The following is a 24,550-nucleotide window of genomic DNA, read 5'->3' as shown; positions in this document are numbered from 1 at the left end:
CTCATTCGCTGGCCAGCGCCACGACCGGATCGAGCCGCGCGGCCTTGCGCGCGGGCATGAAGCCGAACACGAGGCCGGTGAGCAGCGCACACCCGAACGCGCCGATGATCGCGCGCACGGAAAAGATGGCCGGCACGCTCGCCGCAATCAAGCCCGCGCCGATCAGCACGCCCGCCAGCACGCCGAGCGCGCCGCCGATGCCCGAGACCAGCGTCGCTTCGGTGAGGAACTGGCGCAGGATGTCGCGTTGCCGCGCGCCCGTCGCAATGCGGATGCCGATCTCGCGCGTGCGTTCCTTCACGGTCATCAGCATGATGTTCATCACACCGATGCCGCCCACCAGCAATGAGATGCCCGCGATCAGCCCGAGCATCAGCGTGAGCGTGTCCTGTGTCTCCGACTGCGCCTTCACCGACGCCGCGCGGTTGTAGACGTGGAAGTCGCGCAGATGATGCGCTCCTTCGAGCACCCGCCCGATGTCGGTGGCGGTCTGCTCCGACTGCGCGATGTGATCGACCAGCACCGAGATCCACGACAGATGCGTCGTGCCGAGCACGCGGCGGCTGCCGGTCGAGAAGGGGATGAGGAGCACGTCGTCGTCATCGGCGTCGCCCGAGGTCGCGCCTTTCTCTTCCAGTTCGCCGATCACGAGAAACGGCGTGTTGTTCACCAGCACGTACTTGCCGACCGGATCGGCCGGGCCGAACAGCTTCTCGCGCAGACGCTTGCCGAGCAGCGCGACCGTCGCGAGCCGGCGCTCGTCTTCCGCGTTGAAGAACACGCCGCGCGCCGGCTTCCAGTTCAGCACGCGCGAGCCTTCGGGACCGACCGCCCACAGCGACGTGCGCGTGTCCGCATTGCCGTAGCGCAGCGTGACGCCGCCGGTGAGGAAGGGCATCGCATATTCGACGTTCGGCACGTGCGAGACGAGATCGACGTCCGCGACGGACAGCGTGCCGCCCGGCGCATGCGCGGACGGTCCGTCGGGCGTCACGTACATGCGGTTGGTGCCGAAGCTCGCCATCTTCGCGATCACTTCGCGCTCCGTGCCGGTGCCGATCGCCAGCATCACGATCACCGACGCCACGCCGATGATGATGCCGAGCAAGGTCAGCAGCGTGCGGAAGCGGTTGATCCACACGACGCGCCACGCGGCGCGCATGGCTTCGTGCGCGTCGGTGAGGAACGACGCGGTGTGCGCGGAACCGCTCGACATCGAGCGCAGCAGCGACGCGCCATCGAGCGCGGCGGGGTTCGGCGCGGCCTGGTTGTCGGTGGCGTCTAGGGAATCGGCGACGATGCAGCCGTCGCGTATCTCGATCGACCGATGCGCCCGCGCGGCCACTTGCCGGTCATGCGTGATGAGGATGATCGTGTGTCCCGCCGCCGACAGTTCCGCGAGCAGCGCCATCACTTCCGTGCCGCTTTTCGAATCAAGCGCGCCGGTGGGTTCGTCGGCGAGCAGGATGTGGCCGCCGTTCATCAGCGCGCGGCCAATCGACACGCGCTGCTGCTGTCCGCCCGACAACTGGTTCGGCCGATGATCGAGCCGCTGTTCGAGCCCGAGCCGCGCGAGCAGTCCGGTGGCGCGCTCGCGGCGCTTTTCCGGCCGCACGCCCGAATACACGGCGGGCACTTCCACGTTCTCGCGCGCGGATTCGGTCGCGATCAGGTGATAGCCCTGGAATACGAAGCCGAAGGCCTCGCGGCGCAGCCAGGCGAGTTCGTCGGCGGACAGCGTCGCGACATCGCGCCCGGCGAAGCGGTAGCTCCCCGACGACGGCCGGTCGAGGCAGCCGAGGATATGCATCAGCGTGGACTTGCCCGAACCGGACGCGCCGACGATCGCAACGAACTCGCCCGCCGCAATCGACAGCGACACACCGCGCAGCACCTGCACCGGCGGTTCGGTGCCGTCGCCGCCATAGGACTTGCAGACGTCGCGCAGTTCGATCAGCGGCGCGTCATGCGGCGGCGAGGATGCCGGCGTCACCATTCGAACTTCCCGTCGGCGCCGCGCACGCGCCGGATGCCGGTGACGAGACGCTCGCCCGGCGCGAGGCCCGAGCGGATCTCCGCGTTGAGCCGGTCATGCACGCCGACGCGCACGTCACGCGTCACGACCCGGCCGTCCGCCAGCACCCGCGCGCGGTAGCGGTCGCTCGAACCGGCCACCGGGGTGAGCGCGGACAAGGGCGCGAGCGGCACGTCATGCGCTTCCTGCGCGACGAAAAACACTTGCGCGCTCATCTGCGGCAGCAACTGGTTGTCCTGGTTCTTCACGTCGAACAACACCGTGTAGGACACGACCTTGCCGGTGTTGATCGCGTTGGCGTTCGGCGCGGCCTGCTGGTCGCCGCCGCTCGGCGGGGCCGTGTTGGGCGGCGCGGGCAGCACCTGGCGCACCGTGCCGTTCCAGCGCGTGTCGGCGCCGAGCGTCGTGAACCAGACCGGCATGCCGGGCTTCACCTTCAGCACATCGGCTTCGGAGACTTGCGTCCAGACCGTCATCGTCGAGAGATCGGCGATGCGCAGGATGATCGGCGTCTGGTACGTGGCGTTGAGCGTCTGGCCTTCGCGCGCATCGAGCGTGACGATGGTGCCGGACATCGGCGCGTAGATCTTCGTGTAGCCGAGCTGGGCTTCGTCGCCCTGCAAGGTGGCGCGCGCGCCGTCGATTTCCGCCGTCAGGTCGGCCACCGTCGAGCGGCCGCTCTGCCACGCCGACAGCGCGCTTTGCAGGTCTTCCTCGCGCGTCGAGCCTTCCGACATCATGCGGCGCTGGCGTTCGTACTGATGCTGCGCGAACGCAAGTTTCGCCTGCTCGCCTTCGAGGCGCGCGCGCAGGCTCTTGAGCGCGGAGGCATCGACGTCGTAGCGGGCCTGCTGCACGCTTGGATCGATCTCGACCAGCAGTTGGCCTTTCTTCACGGTATCGCCCGGCTGCACCGTGATGCGGCGGATTTCGCCGGAAGCCTGCGCGCCGATATCGACGTAACTGTGCGGCTGCAAGGTGCCGAGCGCGGTGACGCTCAACTGGATGTCGCCGCGCGAGATCGCGACGGTATCGACGTGCTCGACCGTCCTGAACAGCAGCGCCCACAACGTGAGCAGCACGAGCAGCGCGACGGCGAGCAGAGCAAGGGCCCGTGGGGAGGCTTTGATGGCGTGTCTCATCGATGCAGTTTCGAGCCGGGGGCGTGCGTTCTGCTGGCGCAACGCCGCACGGCACTGATTCTTTTAAGGAGCTGCCGCTGCAGGACTTCGAGCGTGTCAGGACGCGGCGGCGGGCATGGTCAGTTCACGCACGAATTCCGCGCGTTCGGGACGCGCCGGCGGCCGTTCGGACGAGCGCTTCGGCGTGCCGACGAACAGGAAGCCCAGCAAGCGTTCCGACGCGCCGAAGCCCAGCGCCGCGTGCATCGCGGGTTCGTAGGTATCGTCGCCGGTGGCCCAGAAGCCGCCGTAGCCGAGCGCGTGAATGGCGTTCAGCAGATTCATCGTCGCCGCGCCGACCGACATCAGCTGCTCGATTTCCGGCACGTGCGAGCTTGCGTCGATGGCCGCGCCCAGCGCGATCACCACCGGCGCCGCAAACGCCTTCTGCCGCCGGTGCGCATGCGCCGAGCGCGGCTCCTCCGGCATGCGGGCGCAGGCGAGGTCCACCAGCACGTCGCCGAGCGCGCCGCGCGCGTCGCCCCGCACCAGCACGAAGCGCCACGGACGCAGGCGCGCATGGTCCGGCGCGCGCAATGCGGCATCGAAGATTTGTGCGAGCTCGGCATCGTCCGGGCCCGGCTCGGCGAGCGGCCAGTGTGACTGGCGCGACAGCAGCGAAGCAAGCACGGCCTGCGCGCGATCGGAATGTTCTGCGGTGAGAGCAGCGTTCGGAATAGGCGAATTCATCGCGAGTACGGGCTGGTTTGGACCGCCGTCATGATGGCCGAACTCGACACTAAACGCAAACGATTCGCATTTGGTGAAGGTGAAGATTTGCCTTCACTTCCGACGTTTTACGGACCGCTTACAAGGCAATCGCGCGTTTTGACGAACCGCGCGTCAGCTTGACAAAGACCGCCGCAACGCTCAGAGTAGCGCTTCTAAACAGCAATGATTCTCATTTATGACGATGCGGGCCTAGATGCGCCGAGCGTCGCGAATGCTGGCTGTCCAGTGTCGCCGTCCCCGTCATCGCTGCATTGTCCGGCGATCTTTCTGATCGCAAAAGTGAGTTTCGTTGTGTCCGTCACGCATGGCAGCCGCTCGGCTGCGGATCCATTGGAGCGATCGATGAGCTGGGGCGACGAAGACACGAATTTTCATGTGGTCATCAACGACGAAGAGCAGTATTCCATCTGGCCGGACTACAAGGCGATTCCCGCGGGCTGGCGACAGGCCGGCAAGTCGGGCAAGAAGGCCGAGTGCCTCGCCTATATCGATGAAGTCTGGACCGACATGCGCCCCTTGAGCCTGCGCCGCGCGATGGAGGCGGATGCCGCCCGCGCGACAACGGCACAGGCCGATCCGGCCGCCTGACGCATGGCGTTTGCCGCCGCACCCGGCGTCATGCCGCGCGTGCAACTGTTCTGTCTCGCGCATGCGGGCGGGACGGCTGCGTTGTACCGGCGCTGGTCGCAGCGGCTGCCGGCGGAGGTCCAGGTCGTGCCGCTGGAGTTGCCGGGGCACGGCGCGCGCCGCGATCAGCCCGCGCACACGCAGTGGCCCGCGTTGATCGACGGCCTGTGCGCGGACTGGCGCGCGGCGCGCAATCCCGCGTTGCCGTTCGCCGTGTTCGGACACAGCATGGGCGCGCTCGTCGGACTGGAGCTGTTGCATGCGCTGCGCGGGCGCGGCCTGGGCGAGGCGGTGTGGCTGGGGGCGTCGGCGTCGGTGGGTCCGGCTTGCCGCGTGCTCGAAACGGACTGGCTCGAGTGCGGCGTGGACCGGATGATCGACAAGCTGCGCGCGCTCGGCGGCACGCCGGAGGCCTTTCTCGCGGACCGTGACCTGATCGCGTTCCTGTTGCCCACGCTGCGCGCCGACTTTCACCTGTGCGGAACTTTCATAGCAGGCGGCAAGGCCCGCGAGCCGCTCAACTGCCGGCTCACCGTCTTCACCGGCCGCGACGACCCCGCCACGGTGCGTGAACAGGACGTGCTGCGCTGGCGGGACGAGACGCGCGGCGCGTTCGCGCGGCGCGCCTTCGAGGGCGGCCATTTCTATCTCGATGAAGCATTGGATGCGGTGCTGGAATGCGTCGCCGCTGCGCTTGCGCAGGCGGGGGCGCGCCCGTTGGACGGCGAGCCGCGCGAAAGAGGTGAAGCATGGATGCGATGACCAGTCATATCGAAACGGCGTTCAGCGAGCGCGTGATCGAGGAAAACGGCACGCGTGTGCTGGAGATCCGTCCCGCGCATGACGAGGCCGCCGCGCCCGATCCGGCCGCGCTGCGCGCGCGCGTGGACGCGGCAAAGCTGCAATACGGCGGCGTGCTGCTGCGCGGCTTCACGCCGCTCGACGCTGCCCAGTTCAACGCGTTTGCCGCGAGTTTTGGCAAACCTTTGCTTTCCTACGAGTTCGGCTCGACGCCGCGCAGCCGGATCGAGAAGGACGTGTACTCGTCGACGGAATATCCCGCCGATCAATGGATCGACCAGCATAACGAACAGTCCTACACGCTCAAGTGGCCCGGCTCGATCTGGTTCTACTGCACCGTCGCCGCGCAGTCGGGCGGCGCGACGCCGGTCGCCGACAGCCGCCTCGTGCATGCGCGCCTGTCGCCGGCATTGCGCGAGCGCTTCGCCGAGCACGGCGTGATGTACGTGCGCAACTATGGCAACGGCCTCGATCTGCCGTGGGAACAGGTGTTCGGCACCGAGGACCGCACGGAGGTGGAGCGTTATTGCGGCGCGCATCGCATCGACTTCGAATGGCTCGATGACGGCGAAGCGCTGCGCACGCGCCAGGTCTGCCAGTCGGAGCTGCGTCATCCGCTGACGGGCGAAAGCGTCTGGTTCAACCAGGCGCATCTGTTCCACGTGTCCAACTTGCCGGAGCCGGTGCGCGAGGCCTTGCTCGACGTCGTCGATGAAGACCGTCTGCCGCGCAATACCTTCTTCGGTGACGGCACGCCGATCGACGCCGCCATGCTCGACGAAATCCGCGCCGTCTATCACGACACGATGCTCGCCTTCCCCTGGCAGGCCGGCGATGCGCTCGTGCTCGACAACCTGCTGATGTCGCACGGCCGCGCGCCGTTTGCCGGCCCGCGCCGCGTGCTGGTCGCGATGAGCGCCTGAGCTGCCGTGCCGTGGCGTCGCATCGGCGGCGCCCTGCATGCGCGGCCATTCATCTTCGGATCCCACATTATTCATGACTGAGATTGCCCGCGAAGTGTCGAAGGAAATGCTGTCGATATCGGCGGCCTATGCCGCGTTGCCTGCGGACAAGCGCGCGGCGTTCCGCGAGCGGCTGAAGGCCGGCGGCTTCGACGCCGCACGTCTGCCGATCTCGCGTTTCCCCGACAACGAGCGCCGCTTCGCGCTGTCGCATGCGCAGGAGCGTCTGTGGTTCCTGTGGCGTCTGGAGCCGTCGAGCGCGGCCTACAACGTGACGGGTGCGGTGCGGCTGCGCGGCAGGCTCGACGAAACCGCGCTGCGCCGTGCGCTCGACCGCGTGATGGACGCGCATGAAATCCTGCGCCAGCGCTTTGGCGAGACGAGCGGCGTGCCGTTCCAGCGGACGGGCTCGGGCGAATACGGCTGGGAAGCGCTGGACCTTGCCGTCAACGCATCTTTGGACGCCGAACTGGCCCGCCGTTCGGCGCTGCCGTTCGATCTCGAAAGCGGCCCGCTGCTGCGCGCGAGTTTGTTCAGGCTCGCGCCGGACGATCAGGTTCTGCACTTCGCGCTGCATCACATCGTGGCGGATGGTTTGTCGACGGAAGTGTTCGTGAGCGAACTGGCCTCGGCCTATGCCACTGCGCTCGAAGGCACGCCGCATCAAAAACCCGACAAGGCAAGCATCCAATACGGCGACTACGCGCAATGGCAGCGTGAATGGTTCGACGAAGACACGCTCGCGCGCCAGCTCGATTACTGGCGCGCGCGTCTCGGCAACGATCATCCGGTGCTCGACCTGCCGCACGCGCACACGCGCGCCGGCATGCGCAGCGGTGCGGGCGCGCGGCTCGCGCGGATGGTGCCGCCGGCGTTGCAAAAAGCGCTCGGACGCGTCTCCCTGACCGCCGACGCCACGCTCTTCATGACGCTGCTCGCCGCCTACGACCTGCTGCTCGCGCGCTACAGCGGCCAGACGGATATTCGCGTCGGCGTGCCGGTGGCCGGGCGCGACCGGCCCGAAGTGGCGGACATGATCGGCTTCTTCGTCAACACGCTGGTCGTGCGTACCGAGTTCGCGGGCGTCGCGAGCTTCGCGCAGCTGCTCGAACGCGTGCGCGATCGCGTGCTCGAAGCGCAGGCGCACGCGGACCTGCCGTTCACGAAGCTCGTCGAAGCCTTGCAGCCGCAGCGCAGCTTCGGCCACACGCCGCTGTTCCAGGCGATGTTCAATTACCTCGGCACGGAGCGCGACAGCCTGCGCCTGCCGGGCCTCGACGTCGCGACGCACGACATCGCCACCGATACCGCCCGCTTCGATCTCGTGCTGGAAGCCCGCGAGCGGGCGCAGGGTCTGGAAGTGGCGCTGGTCTACGCGGAAGACCTGTTCGATCCGGCGCTGATCGGCCAGATGCTCGATCACTACGTGAGTCTGCTCGAACAGATCGCGGAGGATGCGGCGCGGCCGCTCGGTGCGTTCGAACTGACGCGCGGACAGAACGCGTTGCCGCCGAAGAAGGCCTTCGAGCCGGTGTCGGCGCGCTTTGCTCAAAGCGTCGCGCGCGTGCCGGATGCGCTCGCGGTGCATTGCGAAGGCGAGCGCGTGACCTATGGCGAACTGGACGCGTGGGCGGCGGACATCGCACGGCGGCTGGCCGACGCAGGCCTGCGCGCCGACGAACGCGTGGGCATCTGCATGACGCGTTCCGTCGCGATGGTCGCGGCGCTGCTTGGCACCTTGCGTTCGCCGGGCGCCTTCGTGCCGCTCGATCCCGCGTATCCCGCCGACCGTCTCGCGATGATGATGGACGATGCAGGCGTGCGCATCGTGCTGACCGATGCCGCCGCGCTCGCGCAATGCGGCGCGCTGTTCGCGGGGCGCGTGGCGCTCGACGTGGGCGTGCGTCCGTCTGACGCTTCGAGCGCGCCGGTTTTCAACGCCATCGCGCCGCATCCGGAGCAACTCGCCTACGTGATCTACACGTCCGGCTCGACGGGACGGCCGAAGGGCGTCGCCATCAGCCACGGCGCGTTTGCGTCGCACCTCGACGACTTCATGGAGGCGCACGCCATCAGTGCGGACGATACGGTGCTGCAATCGTCGACCATCAACTTCGATGTCGCGCTCCACGAGCTGCTGCCCGCGCTGCTGCGCGGCGGCAGGGTGGAAATGCGCGGCCAGCAGGCGTGGGACATCGATACGACGAGCCGTCATTTGATCGACGCGCGCGTCACGTTCTCGCGCCTGCCCACGGCGTACTGGCAGCAATGGCTGCGCTCGCCGCCGGCGCCCGAGGCGCTCGCGGCGCTGCGGCAGATCACGGTCGGCGGCGAAGGCCTGCCGGGCGACGCGCTCGCGCAATGGCGCAGCGGGCCGCTCGGACACATCGAGCTGGCGAATCTGTACGGCCCGACCGAAACCACCGTCGCCTGCATGTTCCGCGCGACCACGGCCAGCGACGTGACGCAGGCGGTGGTGTCGATCGGCGTGCCTTACGCATCGCGCACGGCGCGCGTGCTGGACCGCGATGGCAACGAAGCGCCGGTCGGCGCGCTGGGCGAGTTGTGCATCGGCGGACATACGCTCGCGCGCGGCTATCTCGACCGGCCCGCGCTGACGGCCGAGCGTTTCGTGCCCGATCCGTCCGAACCGGGCGCGCGCCTGTACCGCACCGGCGATCTGTGCCGGATGCGCGCGGATGGCGCGATCGATTTTCTGGGACGGCTGGATCAGCAGATCAAGCTGCGCGGCATCCGTATCGAGCCGGGCGAGATCGAGGCCGCGTTGCGCCGTCAGCCGGGCGTGGCGAGTGCGGTCGTCGTGCTGGTCACGGATTCCGGTGCGCCGCATCTGGTCGCGTACGTGGTGGGCAAGCAGCAACTCGACGACGCCGCACTGCGACGCGCGCTGGCGCAGGAACTGCCGGCCGCGATGGTGCCGTCCGCGATCGCCGTGCTCGACGCGCTCCCGGTCATGCAGAACGGCAAGGTGGACCGGGCCGCGCTGCCGCCGGTTGCGCGGGTCGCGCAGGGCGAGCGCATCGCGCCGCGCAACGAGGCGGAGCGCATCGTGCTCGCGCTGTGGGCGGCGGTGCTGGGCCGCGACGATCTCGGCGTGGACGACGATTTCTTCGCGGTCGGCGGCGATTCGATCCTGAGCCTGCAACTGATCGCGCGGGCGCGCGCGCAGGGCTGGCTGGTGACGCCGCGACAGGTCTTCGAACATCCGACCGTCGCGCGTCTCGCCGCCGTGATGCAGCCGCTGGAGAGTCACTCGGTGGCGGCGGAGATCGTCGAACCGTTGCCGCTCACGCCGATCCAGTCGTGGTTCTTCGAGCGTCATCCGCAGGGCGAACGGCACTGGAACCAGTCGGTGCTGCTGCACGTGCGCGGCGAACTCGACACGGCCGCGCTCGAACGCGCGCTGCAAGCGGTGGTGGCGCGTCACGACGCATTGCGGCTGCGTTTCGAACCACATGCCAATGGCTGGCGTCAGCAAGTGAGCGCGACAGTGCCGGCCGATCTGCTGAAGCAACACGACCTGCGCGATCACGCGTCCGACTGGCGCGCCGCGCTGACCGAGCAGGCGCAGCACGCGCAGCGGCAACTGGACCCGCAGGCGGGCCGCGTGTTGCAGGCCACGTATTTCCGGACACCGGACAGCGGCCGACTGCTGCTGGTGATCCATCACCTCGTCGTGGATGGCGTGTCGTGGCGCATCCTGCTGCGCGACATCGAGACGGCCTACGACGCCGCGCGTGCGAACCGCGAACCGGCGGTGGAAGCGGCGACGCCGTGGAGCGCATGGGTCGTCACCCAGCGCGAGTCGATCACCGACGCGAAGCTGCAAGCGGCCTGGCCCGCCTGGCTCGACGTGATGCGCGACGCCCGGCGGACGCTCGCGCCCGCGCAGGGCACGACAGCCACGAGCCGCGTGCTCGACTGGCGCCTCGACGCCGCCGCCACCGATGCCTTGCGCCGCGCCGCGCCGCGCGCGTACCGGCTGGGTATCGACGAGCTGTTGCTGGCTGCGCTGACACGCGCGATGACGACGGTGTTCGGCGGCACGGGCGCGTTGATCGCGCTGGAAGGCCATGGCCGCGATGCCGCCGCGCGTGACGATGTGGACTTGAGCCGCACGGTCGGCTGGTTCACGACGCGCTATCCGGTGTGGCTGCGCGCGCATCCCGACGATGCGGCCACGCTCATCGCGACGAAGGAACGCCTGCGCACGCTGCCGGACGGCGGCGCGTCGTGGGGCTGGCTGCACGCCTACGGCGACCACGCCGCTGCGCTCGCGGACCTGCCCGTGCCGGGCGTGAGCTTCAACTATCTCGGCCAGTTCGACCAGAACCTCGCCGCCGATGGCGCCTTCAGCTTCGCGACGGAAAACGCCGGCGATCCGCAACCCGATGACGAAGCGCTGGTGTATCCGCTGGATCTGAACGGCATGATCGTCGATGGCTGTCTGTCGTTCGGCTGGCGCTACGATCCGGCGGTGCTGCCGCAGGCTCAAGTGGAAGCGCTGAAGCAAGCCTTCGATGCCGAAGTCGCGCGGCTCGTCGCGCATTGCGCCGCGACGCCGCCGCGCGCCACCGCCAGCGATTTCCCGCTGGCCGCGCTCACTCAGGACGAGTTCGATGCGCTCGGCATCGCGCCCGATGAGATCGAAGACCTCTATCCGGCGACGCCGCTCCAGCAAGGCCTGGTGTTCCACAGCCTGCTGAAGCGCGATGCCTACGTGAACCGCAAGCGCCTGACGCTGCACGGCGCGCTCGACATCGACGCGATGCGCGCGGCCTGGGATGCCGTCGTCGCGCGGCATGCGGTGCTGCGTACGCGCTTCACGCGCGCGCATGGCGGCGACATGTTGCAGGTCGTGCAGGCGAAGGTGCAGCCGTTCTTCGCGGTGCACGACTGGCGCAGCCGCGACGATTACGAGACCGCCTTCACCGGCTGGTTCGAGCATCGCGCGCCGCAACTGATCGACCTCGACGCCGCGCCCTTGCTGCACGTCGCGCTGTTCCGGCGTCCGGACGGCGCGCACGATCTGGCGTGGATCAACCATCACGCGCTCGCGGACGGCTGGAGCAGCGCGCGCCTGCTGAGCGAACTGGGCCGCGCCTATCGGGCGGCGAGCCGGGGCGAGCCGCTCGTGCTGGATCCGGTCGTGCCGTATCGCGCGTATGTCGAATGGCTGCGCGCGCAGCCGGATGCGCACGTCTGGTGGCGCGGCCAGATTGCGCGCGCGGATCGTCCGGCGTTGCTGCTGGACAGCGTGCCCGCCACGCGCATGGCCGAATCGAAAAACGCGGCGGAAAACGCGGCGGAAAACGCGGCGGAAAGCGCGTTCCATCGTCGCGACGACCGGCTCGACGCTACGCTCGGCGCGGCGCTGGCGCAGGCGGCGCAAGTCTGCGGCGTGACGCTCAATACGCTGGTGCAGGGCGCGTGGGCGCTGTTGCTGGCGCGCTTCGGCAACCGGCGGCAGGTGGCGTTCGGCGTGACGGTGGCGGGACGTCCCGCCGATCTGCCGGGCGCCGATGCCATCCAGGGCCTCTTCATCAACAGTCTGCCGTTGTGGGTGGACGTACCGTCGAACCGGCCGCTCGCCGACTGGCTGCGCGACCTGCAAGCCGCCAACGTCGAGTTGCGGCAGGCCGGCCATACGCCGTTGCCGTCGATCCAGCAATGGGCCGGGCAGGGCTTCGGCGTGCTGTTCGATTCGCTGCTGGTGTTTGAGAACTTCCCCGTCGATGCCGCGTTGAACGACGGCTCGCTCGGCCTGAGCGTGAGCGCGGCGGAGTCGTTCGAGCGCACGCATTACCCGTTGACGCTGGGCATCGTGCCGGGCGAGCGCATTGCGCTCGAATGGAGCTGGGACGCGCGGCGTCTGCCGGACGCGACGCTCGAACAGGTGCGCGACGCCTATGTGAGCCTGCTGCGGCAGATCGCGGACGCGGCTTCCCGCGACGCCACGCTCGGCCTGCTGCGCGTGCCTGGCCGCGACCTGCAGCGCGGCGTGCCCGAAGGCACGGCGGCACATGCGTACCGGCCGTTCATCGCGCGCTTCGAGGAGCGGGTGCGGACGCAAGGAGAGGCGCTCGCGGTGCATTGCGACGGCGTCTCGCTGACGTATCGTGAATTGCACGCGTGGTCGAACCGGATCGCGGCGCGGCTCGACGCTGAAGGCGTGCGGCGTGAGGGGCGCGTCGGCGTGCTGGTCGGACGCTCGGCGGGGATGATCGCGGCGCTGCTCGGCGTGATGAAGGCGGGCGCTGCCTATGTGCCGCTCGACCCGGCGTATCCGCGCGAACGCCTGCGCGACATGATCGACGATGCGCAACTCGCCGCGCTCGTCACCGATGCGGGCACGCACGCGCTGCATGCCGAACTGAGCGATTGCCCGGCAATCCGCATCGACCAGACCGACCGCCGGCCGGAACTTGAGAACGCCACCGATCCGCATCCCGAACAGCTGGCCTACGTGATCTACACCTCGGGCTCGACGGGCAAGCCGAAGGGCGTCGGCATCAGCCATGGCGCGCTGAGCCTGCATCTCGACGATTTCATCGCGGAGAACGGCCTGAGCGCCGCGGATCGCGCGTTGCAGTTCGCGACGATCAACTTCGACGGCGCGGTGGAACATGTTTTCGCGACGCTGGCGGCGGGCGCATCGCTGGAAGTGCGCGGGCCGGCCTTGTGGAGCGCGGACGAATTCACGCGCGTGCTGCGCGAGCGGCGCATCACGGTGGCCGATCTGCCGACCGGCTACTGGAAGCAATGGACCCAGCATCTGCCGCAGCAAGCACCCGCTGACTTGTCAGGCCTCGTCCTGCGGCGCGTGACGGTCGGCGGCGAGGCGCTGCCCGGAGCGGCGGTCGCGCAATGGTGCGCCGGGCCGCTCGGCGGCCTGACGCTGGTGAACACCTACGGCCCGACCGAAGCCACGGTGACGACCTCCGGCGAAGCCGTCACGGCGGCGCATGCGGAGAGCGTCGCGGTGCCGGTGGGGCTGCCGTGGGCGTCGCGTCACTATCGCATTCTCGATGCCGACGGCGAGCCCGTGCCCGAAGGCGGCAGCGGCGAACTGTGCATCGGCGGCGCGACGCTCGCGCGCGGCTATCTCGGCCGCGCGGCGCTGACGGCCGAGCGCTTTGTGCCCGATCCGGCCGGCACGCCGGGCGCACGTCTGTATCGCACCGGCGATCTCTGCCGCTGGCTGCCGGATGGCGGCGTCGCGTTCCTGGGACGCATCGACGAGCAGGTGAAGCTGCGCGGCTATCGCATCGAACTGGGCGAGATCGAGCGCGCGCTGAGCGCGCAGCCGGGCGTCGCGCAGGCAGTCGTGATCGTGCGCGGCGAACAGGAAGCGCGCCGGCTGCTGGGCTATGTCGTGCCCGCCAGCAACGCAAGCCTGACGGACGCAGCATTGCGCGACGCGCTCGCGGACGTGCTGCCCGCATACATGGTGCCGTCGGCCATCGCGATGCTCGATGTCCTGCCGACCCTGCCGAACGGCAAGCTCGACCGCAAGTCGCTGCCCGACATCGACGCGCGCAACGCGGGCCATGTCGCGCCCGCTGACGGCACGGAAACGCTGCTCGCGGACATCTGGCAGAGCGTGCTGGGCAGCGCGCCAGTGGGCGCGCACGACGATTTCTTCGCGCTCGGCGGCCATTCGCTGCTCGCGCTGCAAGTCGCGGCACGGCTGCAACGCGCGCTCGGCCGCGAAGTGCCGCTGCGCCTGTTGTTCGAGCATCCGCAATTGCGTGCGCTGGCCGGAGCGCTCGACGGACTGTCGAAGCAGGCGCGCGAGCCGGTGCGCCGTCTGCATCGACGGGAAGCCAGGCCGACGCATGGCCAGGAGCGCCTGTGGTTCCTGTGGCGCCTGACGCCCGACAATCCCGCCTATCACCTGTCCTTCGCCGTGCGGCTCGACGGCGCCCTCGATGCGCGCGCGCTGCACGCGGCGCTCGATGCGGTCGTCGAGCGGCACGAGATCCTGCATAGCCGTTTCGAGGAGCGCGATGGCGCGCCGTGGCTCGTGGTGGATGAAGCGATCGGCGCCGAGTGGTCCGAGTCCATGTTCCCCGATGCCGTCGATGACACGAACCCGGCGCTCGCCGCCTGGCTGCGCGAGGGCGCGGACCGCGCCTTCGATCTTGCGCGCGGCCCGCTGCTGCGTGCGCGGCTTGCACGGCTCGGCGACGGCTCGCATGTGTTCGCGCTGACGGTGCATCACATTGCGGCGGACGGCTGGTCGATGAACCTGCTGATCGACGAAATGCTCTCCGTGTACGGGGCGCTGCGTGAGGGGGAAAAGCCCGCGCTTGCGCCGCTGCCGGTCCAGTACACCGATTACGCCGTGTGGCAGCGCGAGTCGCTCGATGCCGCCGCGCTCGGCCAGCAGCTCGACTACTGGCGCGCGCAACTCGGCGGCGAGCAGCCGGTGCTCGAACTGCCCGCCGACCGTCCTCGTCCGGCCGTGCGCAGCGCACGCGGCGGCGAAGTGGAAACGGCGCTTGACGCCTCGCTCGCCGATGCATTGCAACGCTACGCCCGCCGTCACGACGCCACCGTGTTCATGACGCTGCTCGCGGCGTTCCAGGCGCTGCTGCATCGCTATGGCGGCCAGCGTGAGATTCGCGTCGGCATTCCGCTCGGCGGGCGCGAACAGGTGGAGACCGAAGCGCTGATCGGCTTCTTTGTGAACACTGCCGTGATCCGCGCCGAAGTGTCCGGTGCGGCGCGCTTCGATGCGCTGCTGTCGCAGGTCCGGCAACGCGTGCTCGAGGCGCATGCGAACCAGGATGTGCCGTTCGCGCAGATCGTCGATACGTTGCAGCCGGTGCGCGCCGCCAACCAGACGCCGCTGTTCCAGGCGATGTTCAATCTCGACGTGCCCGCGAGTCCCTTCGAGCGGCACGCCGGAACGGGGCTGCGCTGGTCCGCGGTGGGCACGCGGCGTTCGGCGGCGCAGTTCGATCTGAGCCTGAACGTGTCGGTTGGCGAACGCACGGGCCTGACGTTCAGCTACGCCGCCGATATCTTCGATCCGGCCACGGTGGAACGCATCGCGCGGGATTACGTCGGCGTGCTGGAAGGCATCGTGCGCGAGGACGCCGTGCGTCTGCGCGATCTGCCGCTCGCCGCGCAGGCTGTCGCGCAACGCGGCGCGCAACACGCCGATGCCGCGTTCGTGCCGGTGCATGTGCGCGTCGCGGAGCAGGCGCGCCGCACGCCGGATGCCATCGCCGTGCGCTGCGAGGGCGCGACGCTCACCTATGCCGAACTCGATGCACGCGCCGGCCGTCTCGCGCAACGCTTGTTGCAGCAGGGCGTGGGAGTCGAAGCGCGGGTGGGCGTGTGCATCGCGCGTTCGCCGCACATGCTGGTGGCGACGCTCGCCGTCATGAAGACCGGCGCGGCCTATGTGCCGCTCGATCCGAACTATCCGGTCGCGCATCTGGCCGTGATGACCGACGATGCGCAACTCGCCTGCATCGTCGCCGATGCCGCCGGCCGCGACCGGCTCGCGGAGATCGCAGGCGATCACGCGCTGATTGCGGTCGAACGTGACGACGACGCGCCCGGCCTTGTCGAAATGCTGTGGCCGGTTCACGCCGGGCAACTCGCCTACGTGATCTACACTTCGGGCTCGACAGGCAAGCCGAAGGGCGTCGCGGTGCCGCATGGCGCGCTGACGCGTTTCCTCGACAGCATGCAGACGCGCCTGCGCCTGGACGCCGATGACGTGTGGCTCGCCGTGACCACGCTGTCTTTCGATATCGCCGCGCTGGAGCTGTATCTGCCGTTGCTCACGGGCGCGACAGTGGAACTCGCCACTCGCGAGACGATCGCGGACGGCAGGCGGCTGGCGGCGCTGCTGGAGGCGTCGAAGGCGAGCGTGATGCAGGCCACGCCGATGGGCTGGCGCGTGCTGCTCGACGGCGGCTGGCAAGGCCAGCGCGCCGCGCCGTTGCGCGCGCTGTGCGGCGGCGAAGCGCTGCCCGCCGATCTCGCCGCCGCGCTGCATGCGCGCGGCGTGAGCTTGTGGAATCTCTACGGACCGACCGAAACGACCATCTGGTCGAGCGCCGCGCCGCTGGCGGCGGGTACGCCGGTCACGCTCGGCGCGCCGCTCGAACACACGTTCCTGACGGTGCTCGACGCCGATGGCAATCCGGTGCCGGAAAACGGCGTCGGCGAACTGTGCATCGGCGGGGACAATCTGGCGCGCGGCTATACGCGGCGCGCCGGGCTCACTGCCGAGCGCTTCGTGCCGGACCCGCACGGCGCGCCGGGTGCGCGCCTGTATCGCACCGGCGATCTGTGCCGCGTGCGCCGCAACGGCCAGCTCGACTATCTAGGCCGCGCGGATCAGCAGACCAAGCTGCGCGGATTCCGCATCGAACTGGGCGACACGGAAGCGGCGCTGCGCGCGCTCGATGGCGTCGACGACGCCGTGTGCCAGGTGCAGGGCGAAGGCACGACGCGCCGGCTCGTCGCGTTCGTGACGGGCCGCGCGGAACCGGGCGCATTGCGGACGCTGCTCGCCAACCGTCTGCCGCCGCAACAGGTGCCCGCGCAGATCGAACGGCTCGACGCGCTGCCGCTCACCGCGAACGGCAAGCTCGATCGCAAGGCGCTGCCGTTGCTGGGCGCGACGTCGAAGGATGGCTACCGGCCGCCTGTCACCGCCACCGAGACGCTGCTGTGCGAGATCTGGGCCGAGGTGCTTGGCGTGGAGCGCGTCGGGCTGGATGACGATTTCTTCGTGCTCGGCGGCCACTCGCTGCTGGCCGTGCGCGTGGCGTCGCGTGCCGGTGAGACGCTGGGCCGCAAGATCGAACTGACGCTGCTGTTCGAGCATCCGGTGCTCGCGGATCTGGCCGCGAGGCTGGATCGCGATGCCCCCACCGCCGGTGCTTCCGGCGCGGACACGCTCGATGCGTTGCAGGACCTGATGGATTCGCTATGACCGACACGCTCGACACTCCCCGCGCCACCGAAGTTCCGCGCCGCCCCGACGCCTTGCGCCTCGCGCAGCAATACGCGTTGCTCGCCGAGGACAAGCGCGCGTTGTTCCGGGCGCGTGCGCGCGCCCAGGGCCTCGACGCGGGCGCGCTGCCGGTCGTGCCGCTCGCGCCGCGTCCCGCGCGCTTTCCGCTGCTGCCCGCGCAGGAGCGGCTGTGGTTCCTGTGGTGTCTCGATCCGGATCACGCGGGTTATCACATCGCGCATGCGCTGCGGCTGTCGGGCGCGCTCGACGTCGCCGCGCTGCAACGCGCACTCGCACAACTGGTGCGGCGTCACGAAGCCTTGCGCCTGCGCTTCGACGCGCAGGACGGCGTGCCGATGCAATACGCCGCCAAAGACGCCGACTGTGCGTTCGTGCGGACGCGCATCGAAGATGAAGGCGCGGTGCTGAGCGCGTTCGCCTGCGAGCCGTTCGACCTGACGCGCGGGCCGCTGCTGCGAGTCGGGCTGTTCGAGACCAGCGACGAGCAGTGCGTGCTGCAACTGGTCGTGCATCACATCGTTGCGGATGCGTGGTCGATGCAGGTCCTGTTCCGCGACCTGCTGACGCTGTATCGCGACGAGAGCGGAGCAGGGTTGCCGTCATTGCCCGTGCAGATGACCGACTACGCGCTGTGGCAGCGCGAATGGAGCGCCGACGACGCGCTCGCCCGACACCTGGACTACTGGCGCACGCGGCTCGACGGCCCGCCCGCCGCGCTGACCTTGCCGCGCGATGTCCCGCCGCGCGCGACGCGCTCTCACGATGGCGGTCTGGCGCGGCTGACGCTGCGCGCGGACCTGGCCGATGTCGCGCGGCGCATTGCGCGCGAGCGGCGCACGACGCTGTTCACGGTGCTGCTCGGCGTGTTCGACGTGCTGCTGTATCGCTATTCGGGGCAGCGTACGGTCGTGGTCGGCGTGCCGGCGGCGGGGCGTGCGCGCAGTGAGCTGGAGCATCTGGTCGGCTTCTTCGTCAACACGTTGATCGTCCGGGCGGACCTCGAACCCGCGCAGACTTTCGATGCCATGCTCAGCGGCCTGCACGACCGCGTGCTCGAAGCGCAGGCGCATCAGGACGTGCCGTTCGCGCGGCTGGTGGAGGCGCTGGGCGTCGAGCGCAATCTCGATAGCTCGCCGCTGTTCCAGGTGATGTTCGATCTCGCCGTGGATACGCCGCAAGATGTCATCGCCGGCGATACAGGTGGACTGCGCGTCGAATCGATCGCGGATGCCGCCGTCACCGCGCGCTTCGATCTCGCGTTGAACGCGCGGGACCGGGGCGCGGGCCAGCCCGTGGAACTGGCGCTGACCTATGCGCAGGATCGTTTCATCGCCGCGACCGCGCAGCGCATGCTGGACGATTTCGCGGCGCTCGTCGAACGGGTCGCGGCGCAGCCGGCGTGCCGCATCGGCGACCTGGCCGTGCAACGCACGCCGGAAACACATGCCGACGACATCGCCCGCAGCACCGAACCGGTTCACCTGCGCATCGCGCAGCGGGCGCGCGCATGCCCGACCCGCGTGGCGCTGCGTTGCGAAGGCGAATCGCTGACCTACGCGGCGCTCGATGCCTGGGCGGACCGCATCGCGCTCGCCTTGCGCGCGGACGGGCTTGCGCCGGGCGAGCGCGTCGGCCTGCTGCTCGAACGTTCGCTGGCGCTGCCGGCGGCGCTGCTCGGCGTGCTGAAGGCGGGCGGCGCGTTCGTGCCGCTCGATCCGGAATACCCGGAAGCGCGTCTGCGCGCGATGATTGACGACGCGCGGCTCGAACGCATCGTCGCCGATCCGTCGACGCGCGAACGCTGGCGCGATCTGCTTGCGGCGCAGCGCGCCCTCTGCGCGCAGGCTGCTCATGACACCGCGCAGGCCGCGACGCCCGCATGGACCGTCGCCCGCGATGCGCTCGCCTATGTGATCTACACCTCGGGCTCGACGGGCACGCCGAAGGGCGTCGCCATCTCGCATCGCTCGCTCACGCTGCATCTCGACGACTTCCTGCACGACCACCGCATCGCGGACACGGATGTCGTGCTGCAATCGTCGACCATCAATTTCGATGTCGCGCTGCACGAGCTGCTGCCCGCGCTCATCATGGGCGGACGCGTCGTGATGCGCGGCCCGCGTGCGTGGGAACTCGACACGCTGAACCGCACGCTGATCGACGAGCGCGTGACCTTCGCGCGCATTCCCACCGCGCTGTGGCAGCAATGGCGCATCGCGCTGCCGCCGGCCGAACGCATCGCGCTGCGGCAGATCACCGTGGGCGGCGAAGGCCTGCCCGGCGACGCGCTGCAACGCTGGTACGAAGGACCGCTCGCGCACGTCGCCATCGACAATCTCTACGGTCCGACCGAAACCACCGTCGCGTGCATGCATCATCCGGTGACGCGCGAAGACACGCATTATGCAATCGTCGCAATCGGGCGCTGCTATCCGTCGCGTCACGCCTATGTCGCCGATGCCGACGGCAATCGCGCGCCTCCCGGTGCGCCGGGCGAACTGTGCATCGGCGGCGCGACGCTCGCGCAAGGCTATCTCGGCCGCGCCGCGCTCACCGCCGAGCGCTTCGTGCCGGACCCGTACGGCGCGCCCGGCGCGCGCGTGTATCGCAGCGGCGACCTGTGCCGCGCGCGGACCGACGGCGTGATCGACTTTCTCGGCCGCATCGACCAGCAGGTGAAGCTGCGCGGGCATCGCATCGAACTGGGTGAAATCGAAGTGGCGCTGCGTCGTATCGAGGGTGTGCGCGAAGCGATTGCCGAGGTGCGCGGCGAGGGTACGCGCAAGCGGCTCGTCGCGTATTTCACAACTCTGGCAGACGCCGCCATCGAGGCCGATGACGTGCGCGCCGCGCTCGCCGCGACCTTGCCGGCGTCGCACGTGCCGTCCGCGTGCATGCGGCTCGACGCGCTGCCCACGCTGCCCAACGGCAAGCTGGACCGCCGTGCGCTGCCCGACCCGGATGCGTTGCTGGAGACCGGCTCGGCCGCGCCGGAGGGTGTCGTCGAGACGGCTTTGCTGGCCGTCTGGCAGACCGTGCTGGGGCGCGAGGATATCGGCGTGACCGATCATTTCTTCGAACTCGGCGGCGACTCGATTTCGAGCCTGCGCGTGATCGCCCAGGCGCGCAGCGCCGGCTGGGTGGTGACGGCGCGCCAGGTGTTCGAGCATCCGACGGTGCGCCTGCTGGCACGCGTCGCCCGTCCCGCCGATACGCCAGCGGCCGCCGCGCAGACCCCGAGCGGCCCGCTCGATGCGCCGCTTGCCCCGATGCAGCACTGGTTCTTCGAGCGCTTCCCGGCTGCGCCATCGCGCTGGAACCAGGCGGTGCTGCTGCGCGCGGCCGAAGCGCTCGACGCCGACGCGTTGCGTACGGCGCTCGCCGCGCTGATCGAGGCGCACGACGCGTTGCGGGCGCGCTTCCGTTTCGATACGGCGCGGCAGGTGTGGACGCAGACGATCGAAGCGGCATCGTCGGCGGGCGCGTTTGCCGCTGAGGCGTTGATCGTCGAAGACCTGCGCGCTTCGGAAGATCCGGCGGCGCGCATCGAAGCGATCGCGGAACGCGTGCACGACAGTCTCGATCTGAAAAACGGTCCGCTGTTGCGGGCCGCGTGTATCGCGACGCCGGACGGCTCGCGCTTGCTGATCGCGGTTCATCACCTGGTCGTCGATGGCGTGTCGTGGCGCATCCTGCTCGATGACCTGATGACGGCCTACGAAGCCGCACGCACGCCGGGCGGCGATGCTGCGTTGCCCGCGCCGTCCACGAGCTGGGCGCAGTGGAACGCGGCGCTTGCCGACTACGCGCGCTTGCCGGAACACTTGAGTGAGCTGGCGTGGTGGCAGGCGCAGCTGGGCCACGACACCTCTTTCGCTACGCCACAAGACGACGCCACCCGTCATCTCGACTGGACTCTCGATGCCGCATCCACACGACGTCTGACCGGCACGGGCGCGCGCATCGACGAAGTGTTGCTCGCCGCGCTCGCGCATGCCTGCGCCGAGCATCTGCCGGCGTTGCCGGTGGTGGTCGAGATGGAAGGGCATGGCCGCACGGAGCGCGTCGCGGGTCTCGACCTGAGCCGCACGGTCGGCTGGTTCACGACGCAGTTTCCGCTGCGCGTGACCGCGCTCGATCATCCGCGCGCGACGCGGCGTGCGCTGGCATCGGCCCTGCGCGCCGTGCCCGCCGATGGCCTGCACTACAACCTGTTCCGCTACGCCGGGACGGAGCAAAGCCGCGCGACGCTGGCCGCGCTGTCGCCGACGACCATCGGCTTCAACTATCTGGGCCGCTTCGAGGAACGCCTGAGCGAAGGGCGCTTCGCGTTCGCGGCGGAGGACAGCGGCCATGGCACGCGCGGCAGCGTGGCCGCCGGACCGCGTCATGTGCTCGACCTGAACGGCCTGATCGCGGACGGCTGCCTGAAGGTGGACTGGAGCGCGGCGGCAACGGTGATCGACGAGGAGCGGCTCGAACGCATCGTCGCGAGTTTCGACGCACACGTACGCACGCTGGCCGACGACGCGGACAGTGGCGTCGCCGTGAGCGCGCGCGCAGCGGCCTTGCCTTTGTTCGACGGACTCACGCAGAGCGCCTCTGTCGCCACGGACGACGACAATCAGCAAGCCTTCGAGCTCTGGCGTCAACGCTTCATCACCGAGGCGATGCTGTGCCCGTCGGCGGATGCGTGCGTGCAGCCGCTCAACGCGAGCGGCGCGCCGCTCACGCTGTTCTGCTTCTATCCGGGCTTCGGCATGGTCGGCGAATACCGCTTTCTCGGCGCGGCGCTGCAAGGCGTGGCGTCGGTGATCGCGCTGCGTTCGCCGGGTCTCGCCGACGAGCACTTTCAGAACGCGAAGTCCTTCGAAGCACTCGCCGAGACCTGCGTCGAGCAGATGCTCGGCGTGCAGCGCGCGGGGCCGTTCCGTCTGCTGGGCTGGTCGTTCGGCGGACGGCTCGCGCTGAGCGTGGCCGGACTGTTGCGTGCGCGCGGCCATGAAGTCGATTTCCTCGGCCTGCTCGATACGGCGACGCATACGAACGATCTCCCCGAAGCCGCCGAGGCAGGCGATCCCCTGTCCGCCTGGCTCGACGCCCAGCCGGACGGCGCGCGTTTGCGTGCGCTGTTTGACCGCACCGCCGCGCTCGACGACCTGCATTACCGTTTGCGGCTGGCGCACGCGCTGCCGCGCATCGACGTGCCGGTGACGTTCTGGCGCGCCGCGCGCGATACCTCCGCCGAGCGCAAGCGCGACTGGCGGCCGTACACGAGCGCGGCAGTCGAGGAGATCGGCATCGATGCGACGCACAGCGCCATCGTCCATCATCCGGCCTTGCACGCGAGCGTCGTGGAACGCTTGCGCGGGATCGCCGGCTCCGTTTGAACCTGCCAAAACACAGCGGCGCGCCAAGGCCGCGGTTCCCACCATCGAAAAGGCAACATCGGGTCATGCAGCACACAACAGAAGACGCCCTCTACACGCTGTCGAACGTCGATTTCGAGATCGGCGGCAAGCAACTGCTGCACGACATCTCGCTCAGCATCGGCACGGGCGAGGTGGTCGGGCTGATCGGCCATAACGGCTCGGGCAAGACCTCGCTGATCCGGCTGCTCGCGCGGCTGCATCAGCCGACGCGCGGCACCATCGAGTTCGGCGGCGAGCGGCTCGCCAGCTGGCCGCACCGCAGCTTCGCGCAGCAGGTCGCGCATCTGCCGCAATACACGCCGGCCACCGACGGCCTGCTGGTCCGCGAACTGGTCGCGCTCGGGCGCTATCCGTGGCATGGCGCGCTCGGGCGCTTCACGGCGGAGGACCAGCGGCTGGTGGACGAGGCGATGACCTGGACCGATGTCGCGCATTACGCCGACAGACCCGTCGACAGTCTCTCGGGCGGCGAGCGCCAGCGCGTGTGGCTCGCGATGCTGATCGCGCAGAACAGCCGCTGCGTGCTGCTCGACGAGCCGACTTCGGCGCTCGACATCAGCCATCAGCTCGAAGTGCTCGGCCTCGTGCGCAAGCTGTGCGACGAGCGCGGCATGACGGCGGTGATCGTGCTGCACGACGTCAACATGGCGACGCGTTTCTGCACGCAACTGGTCTCGCTGCGCGGCGGCAAGCTGCTGATGCAGACCAGCCCGGCCGAGACCATGCGTCCCGATGTGCTGCAAGCCATCTACGGCGTTCCGATGGGCGTCATGACCGATGCCGTCAGCGGTCATCTGATCGGATTCCCGCGATGAAGCGCGTTGCTTTGAACCGACGTCGCTGGCTCGCGACGGCGCTTGCCATGACGGCGGGGCTCGCCGCGCCATCGGTGTTCGCCGCTCAAAGTGCCGCGCCGCGCCGCATCGTCACGATGAACTGGGAACTGACCGAAACGCTGCTGGCGCTGGGCGTCGCGCCGGTCGGGACGTCGTTGCCGAACTGGTATCGCACGACCATCGTGCAGCCGCCGCTGCCGCAGGGCGTCGCCGATATCGGCTTGCTCTATCAGCCGAACTTCGACGTGCTGCGCATGCTCCACCCCGACCTGTTCGTCATCACGGTCGAACACGCGCCGGCGAAACCGTCGCTGGAGCGGCTTGCACCGACCATCACGCTCGGCACGTACATGTCGAACCCCGCGCCCTACGCCGCCTTGTGCGCCGAAACCGCCGAACTGGCCACGCGCCTGCAACTTCCGGCACGCGCGGCCGCGCTGATCGGCGCGGCGCAGCGCACGGCGGACGCGGTGCGGGCGCGGATCGGCGCGCGGCCGGCGCTGACCGCGGCGCCGGTGATCGTCGCGGATCTGGTCGACGACCGGCATCTGCGCGTCTACGGCCAAGGCAGTCTCTTCGACGCGATGCTCACGAAGCTCGGCGTCGTCAACGCCGTGAATCCGCCTGCGGGCGGCCGCGTGTGGGCCACGCAGGTGGGCGCGGCGATGGTGCCGCTGCAACGGCTGGTGGACGTGCAGCAGGCGAGCCTGCTGCTGGTCGGACCGGTGGCGGCGCCGGTCGTCGCGCAGCTCGGCTCGAATGAGATCTGGCAGGCGCTGCCGGCGGTGCGCTCGAAGCGCGTCGCCAAGCTGCCCGTGATCGCGCCCTACGGCGGACTTGTCTCGATGCAGCGCTTCGCGCACGCCATCGACGACGCCCTCACCCTGATTGCGGCGGGAGGCGGCGGTGTCGCGTGAC

The 24,550-nt window shown here is 69.4% G+C and carries 10 protein-coding genes; 7 read left to right on the top strand and 3 right to left on the bottom strand.

Annotated features, from left to right (window positions below; all coding sequences use genetic code 11):
* Nucleotide 1 precedes the first annotated feature (1 nt).
* The 3 genes from QCE64_RS19080 to QCE64_RS19070 all read right to left on the bottom strand — a co-directional run bounded on the left by QCE64_RS19080 (nt 2) and on the right by QCE64_RS19070 (nt 3,906).
* Nucleotides 2–1,996 carry a MacB family efflux pump subunit gene (locus QCE64_RS19080; RefSeq protein ID WP_310005537.1) on the bottom strand — a complete coding sequence of 665 codons (1,995 nt, stop codon included), beginning with the start codon at nt 1,994–1,996 and terminating at the stop codon, nt 2–4.
* Nucleotides 1,990–3,177 (bottom strand): efflux RND transporter periplasmic adaptor subunit, encoded by a 1,188-nt coding sequence (locus QCE64_RS19075; RefSeq protein WP_309920715.1) that lies wholly within the window; start codon nt 3,175–3,177, stop codon nt 1,990–1,992. Before QCE64_RS19075 ends, QCE64_RS19080 begins: the two co-directional genes overlap by 7 nt.
* A gap of 96 nt (nt 3,178–3,273) precedes the next feature.
* Entirely contained in the window at nt 3,274–3,906 is a 633-nt protein-coding gene (locus QCE64_RS19070) for a nitroreductase (RefSeq protein ID WP_310005535.1), read from the bottom strand.
* Nucleotides 3,907–4,290: 384 nt separating this feature from the next.
* Between QCE64_RS19070 and QCE64_RS19065 the strand changes: the two genes are divergently transcribed.
* From QCE64_RS19065 to QCE64_RS19035, 7 genes are all read left to right on the top strand, one after another.
* Nucleotides 4,291–4,536, top strand: a complete 246-nt coding sequence (locus QCE64_RS19065; protein WP_309812671.1) for an MbtH family NRPS accessory protein — start codon at nt 4,291–4,293, stop codon at nt 4,534–4,536.
* A 3-nt stretch (nt 4,537–4,539) separates the two neighbouring features.
* Nucleotides 4,540–5,337, top strand: a complete 798-nt coding sequence (locus tag QCE64_RS19060; RefSeq protein WP_309920721.1) for an alpha/beta fold hydrolase — start codon at nt 4,540–4,542, stop codon at nt 5,335–5,337.
* Nucleotides 5,325–6,299, top strand: coding sequence for a TauD/TfdA family dioxygenase (locus QCE64_RS19055; protein WP_310005533.1), 975 nt, complete (start codon nt 5,325–5,327; stop codon nt 6,297–6,299). The genes QCE64_RS19060 and QCE64_RS19055 overlap by 13 nt, the downstream gene beginning before the upstream one ends.
* A gap of 73 nt (nt 6,300–6,372) precedes the next feature.
* Nucleotides 6,373–17,322: a non-ribosomal peptide synthetase gene (locus tag QCE64_RS19050; protein ID WP_310005531.1), complete on the top strand. Its 10,950-nt coding sequence runs from the start codon at nt 6,373–6,375 to the stop codon at nt 17,320–17,322.
* A complete protein-coding gene (locus QCE64_RS19045; RefSeq protein ID WP_310005530.1) occupies nt 17,319–22,754 on the top strand; it encodes a non-ribosomal peptide synthetase in 5,436 nt (1,811 codons plus the stop codon). The genes QCE64_RS19050 and QCE64_RS19045 overlap by 4 nt, the downstream gene beginning before the upstream one ends.
* 65 nt (nt 22,755–22,819) lie before the next feature.
* Nucleotides 22,820–23,611, top strand: a complete 792-nt coding sequence (locus QCE64_RS19040; RefSeq protein WP_309920732.1) for an ATP-binding cassette domain-containing protein — start codon at nt 22,820–22,822, stop codon at nt 23,609–23,611.
* Nucleotides 23,608–24,549, top strand: coding sequence for an ABC transporter substrate-binding protein (locus tag QCE64_RS19035; protein ID WP_310005528.1), 942 nt, complete (start codon nt 23,608–23,610; stop codon nt 24,547–24,549). Before QCE64_RS19040 ends, QCE64_RS19035 begins: the two co-directional genes overlap by 4 nt.
* Nucleotide 24,550 lies beyond the last annotated feature (1 nt).

The organism is Caballeronia sp. LZ043 (assembly GCF_031451075.1).
Taxonomy (GTDB): domain Bacteria; phylum Pseudomonadota; class Gammaproteobacteria; order Burkholderiales; family Burkholderiaceae; genus Caballeronia.
The sequence above is the reverse complement of the archived record's forward strand: the minus strand, read 5'-3'. Positions and strand labels throughout refer to the sequence as shown.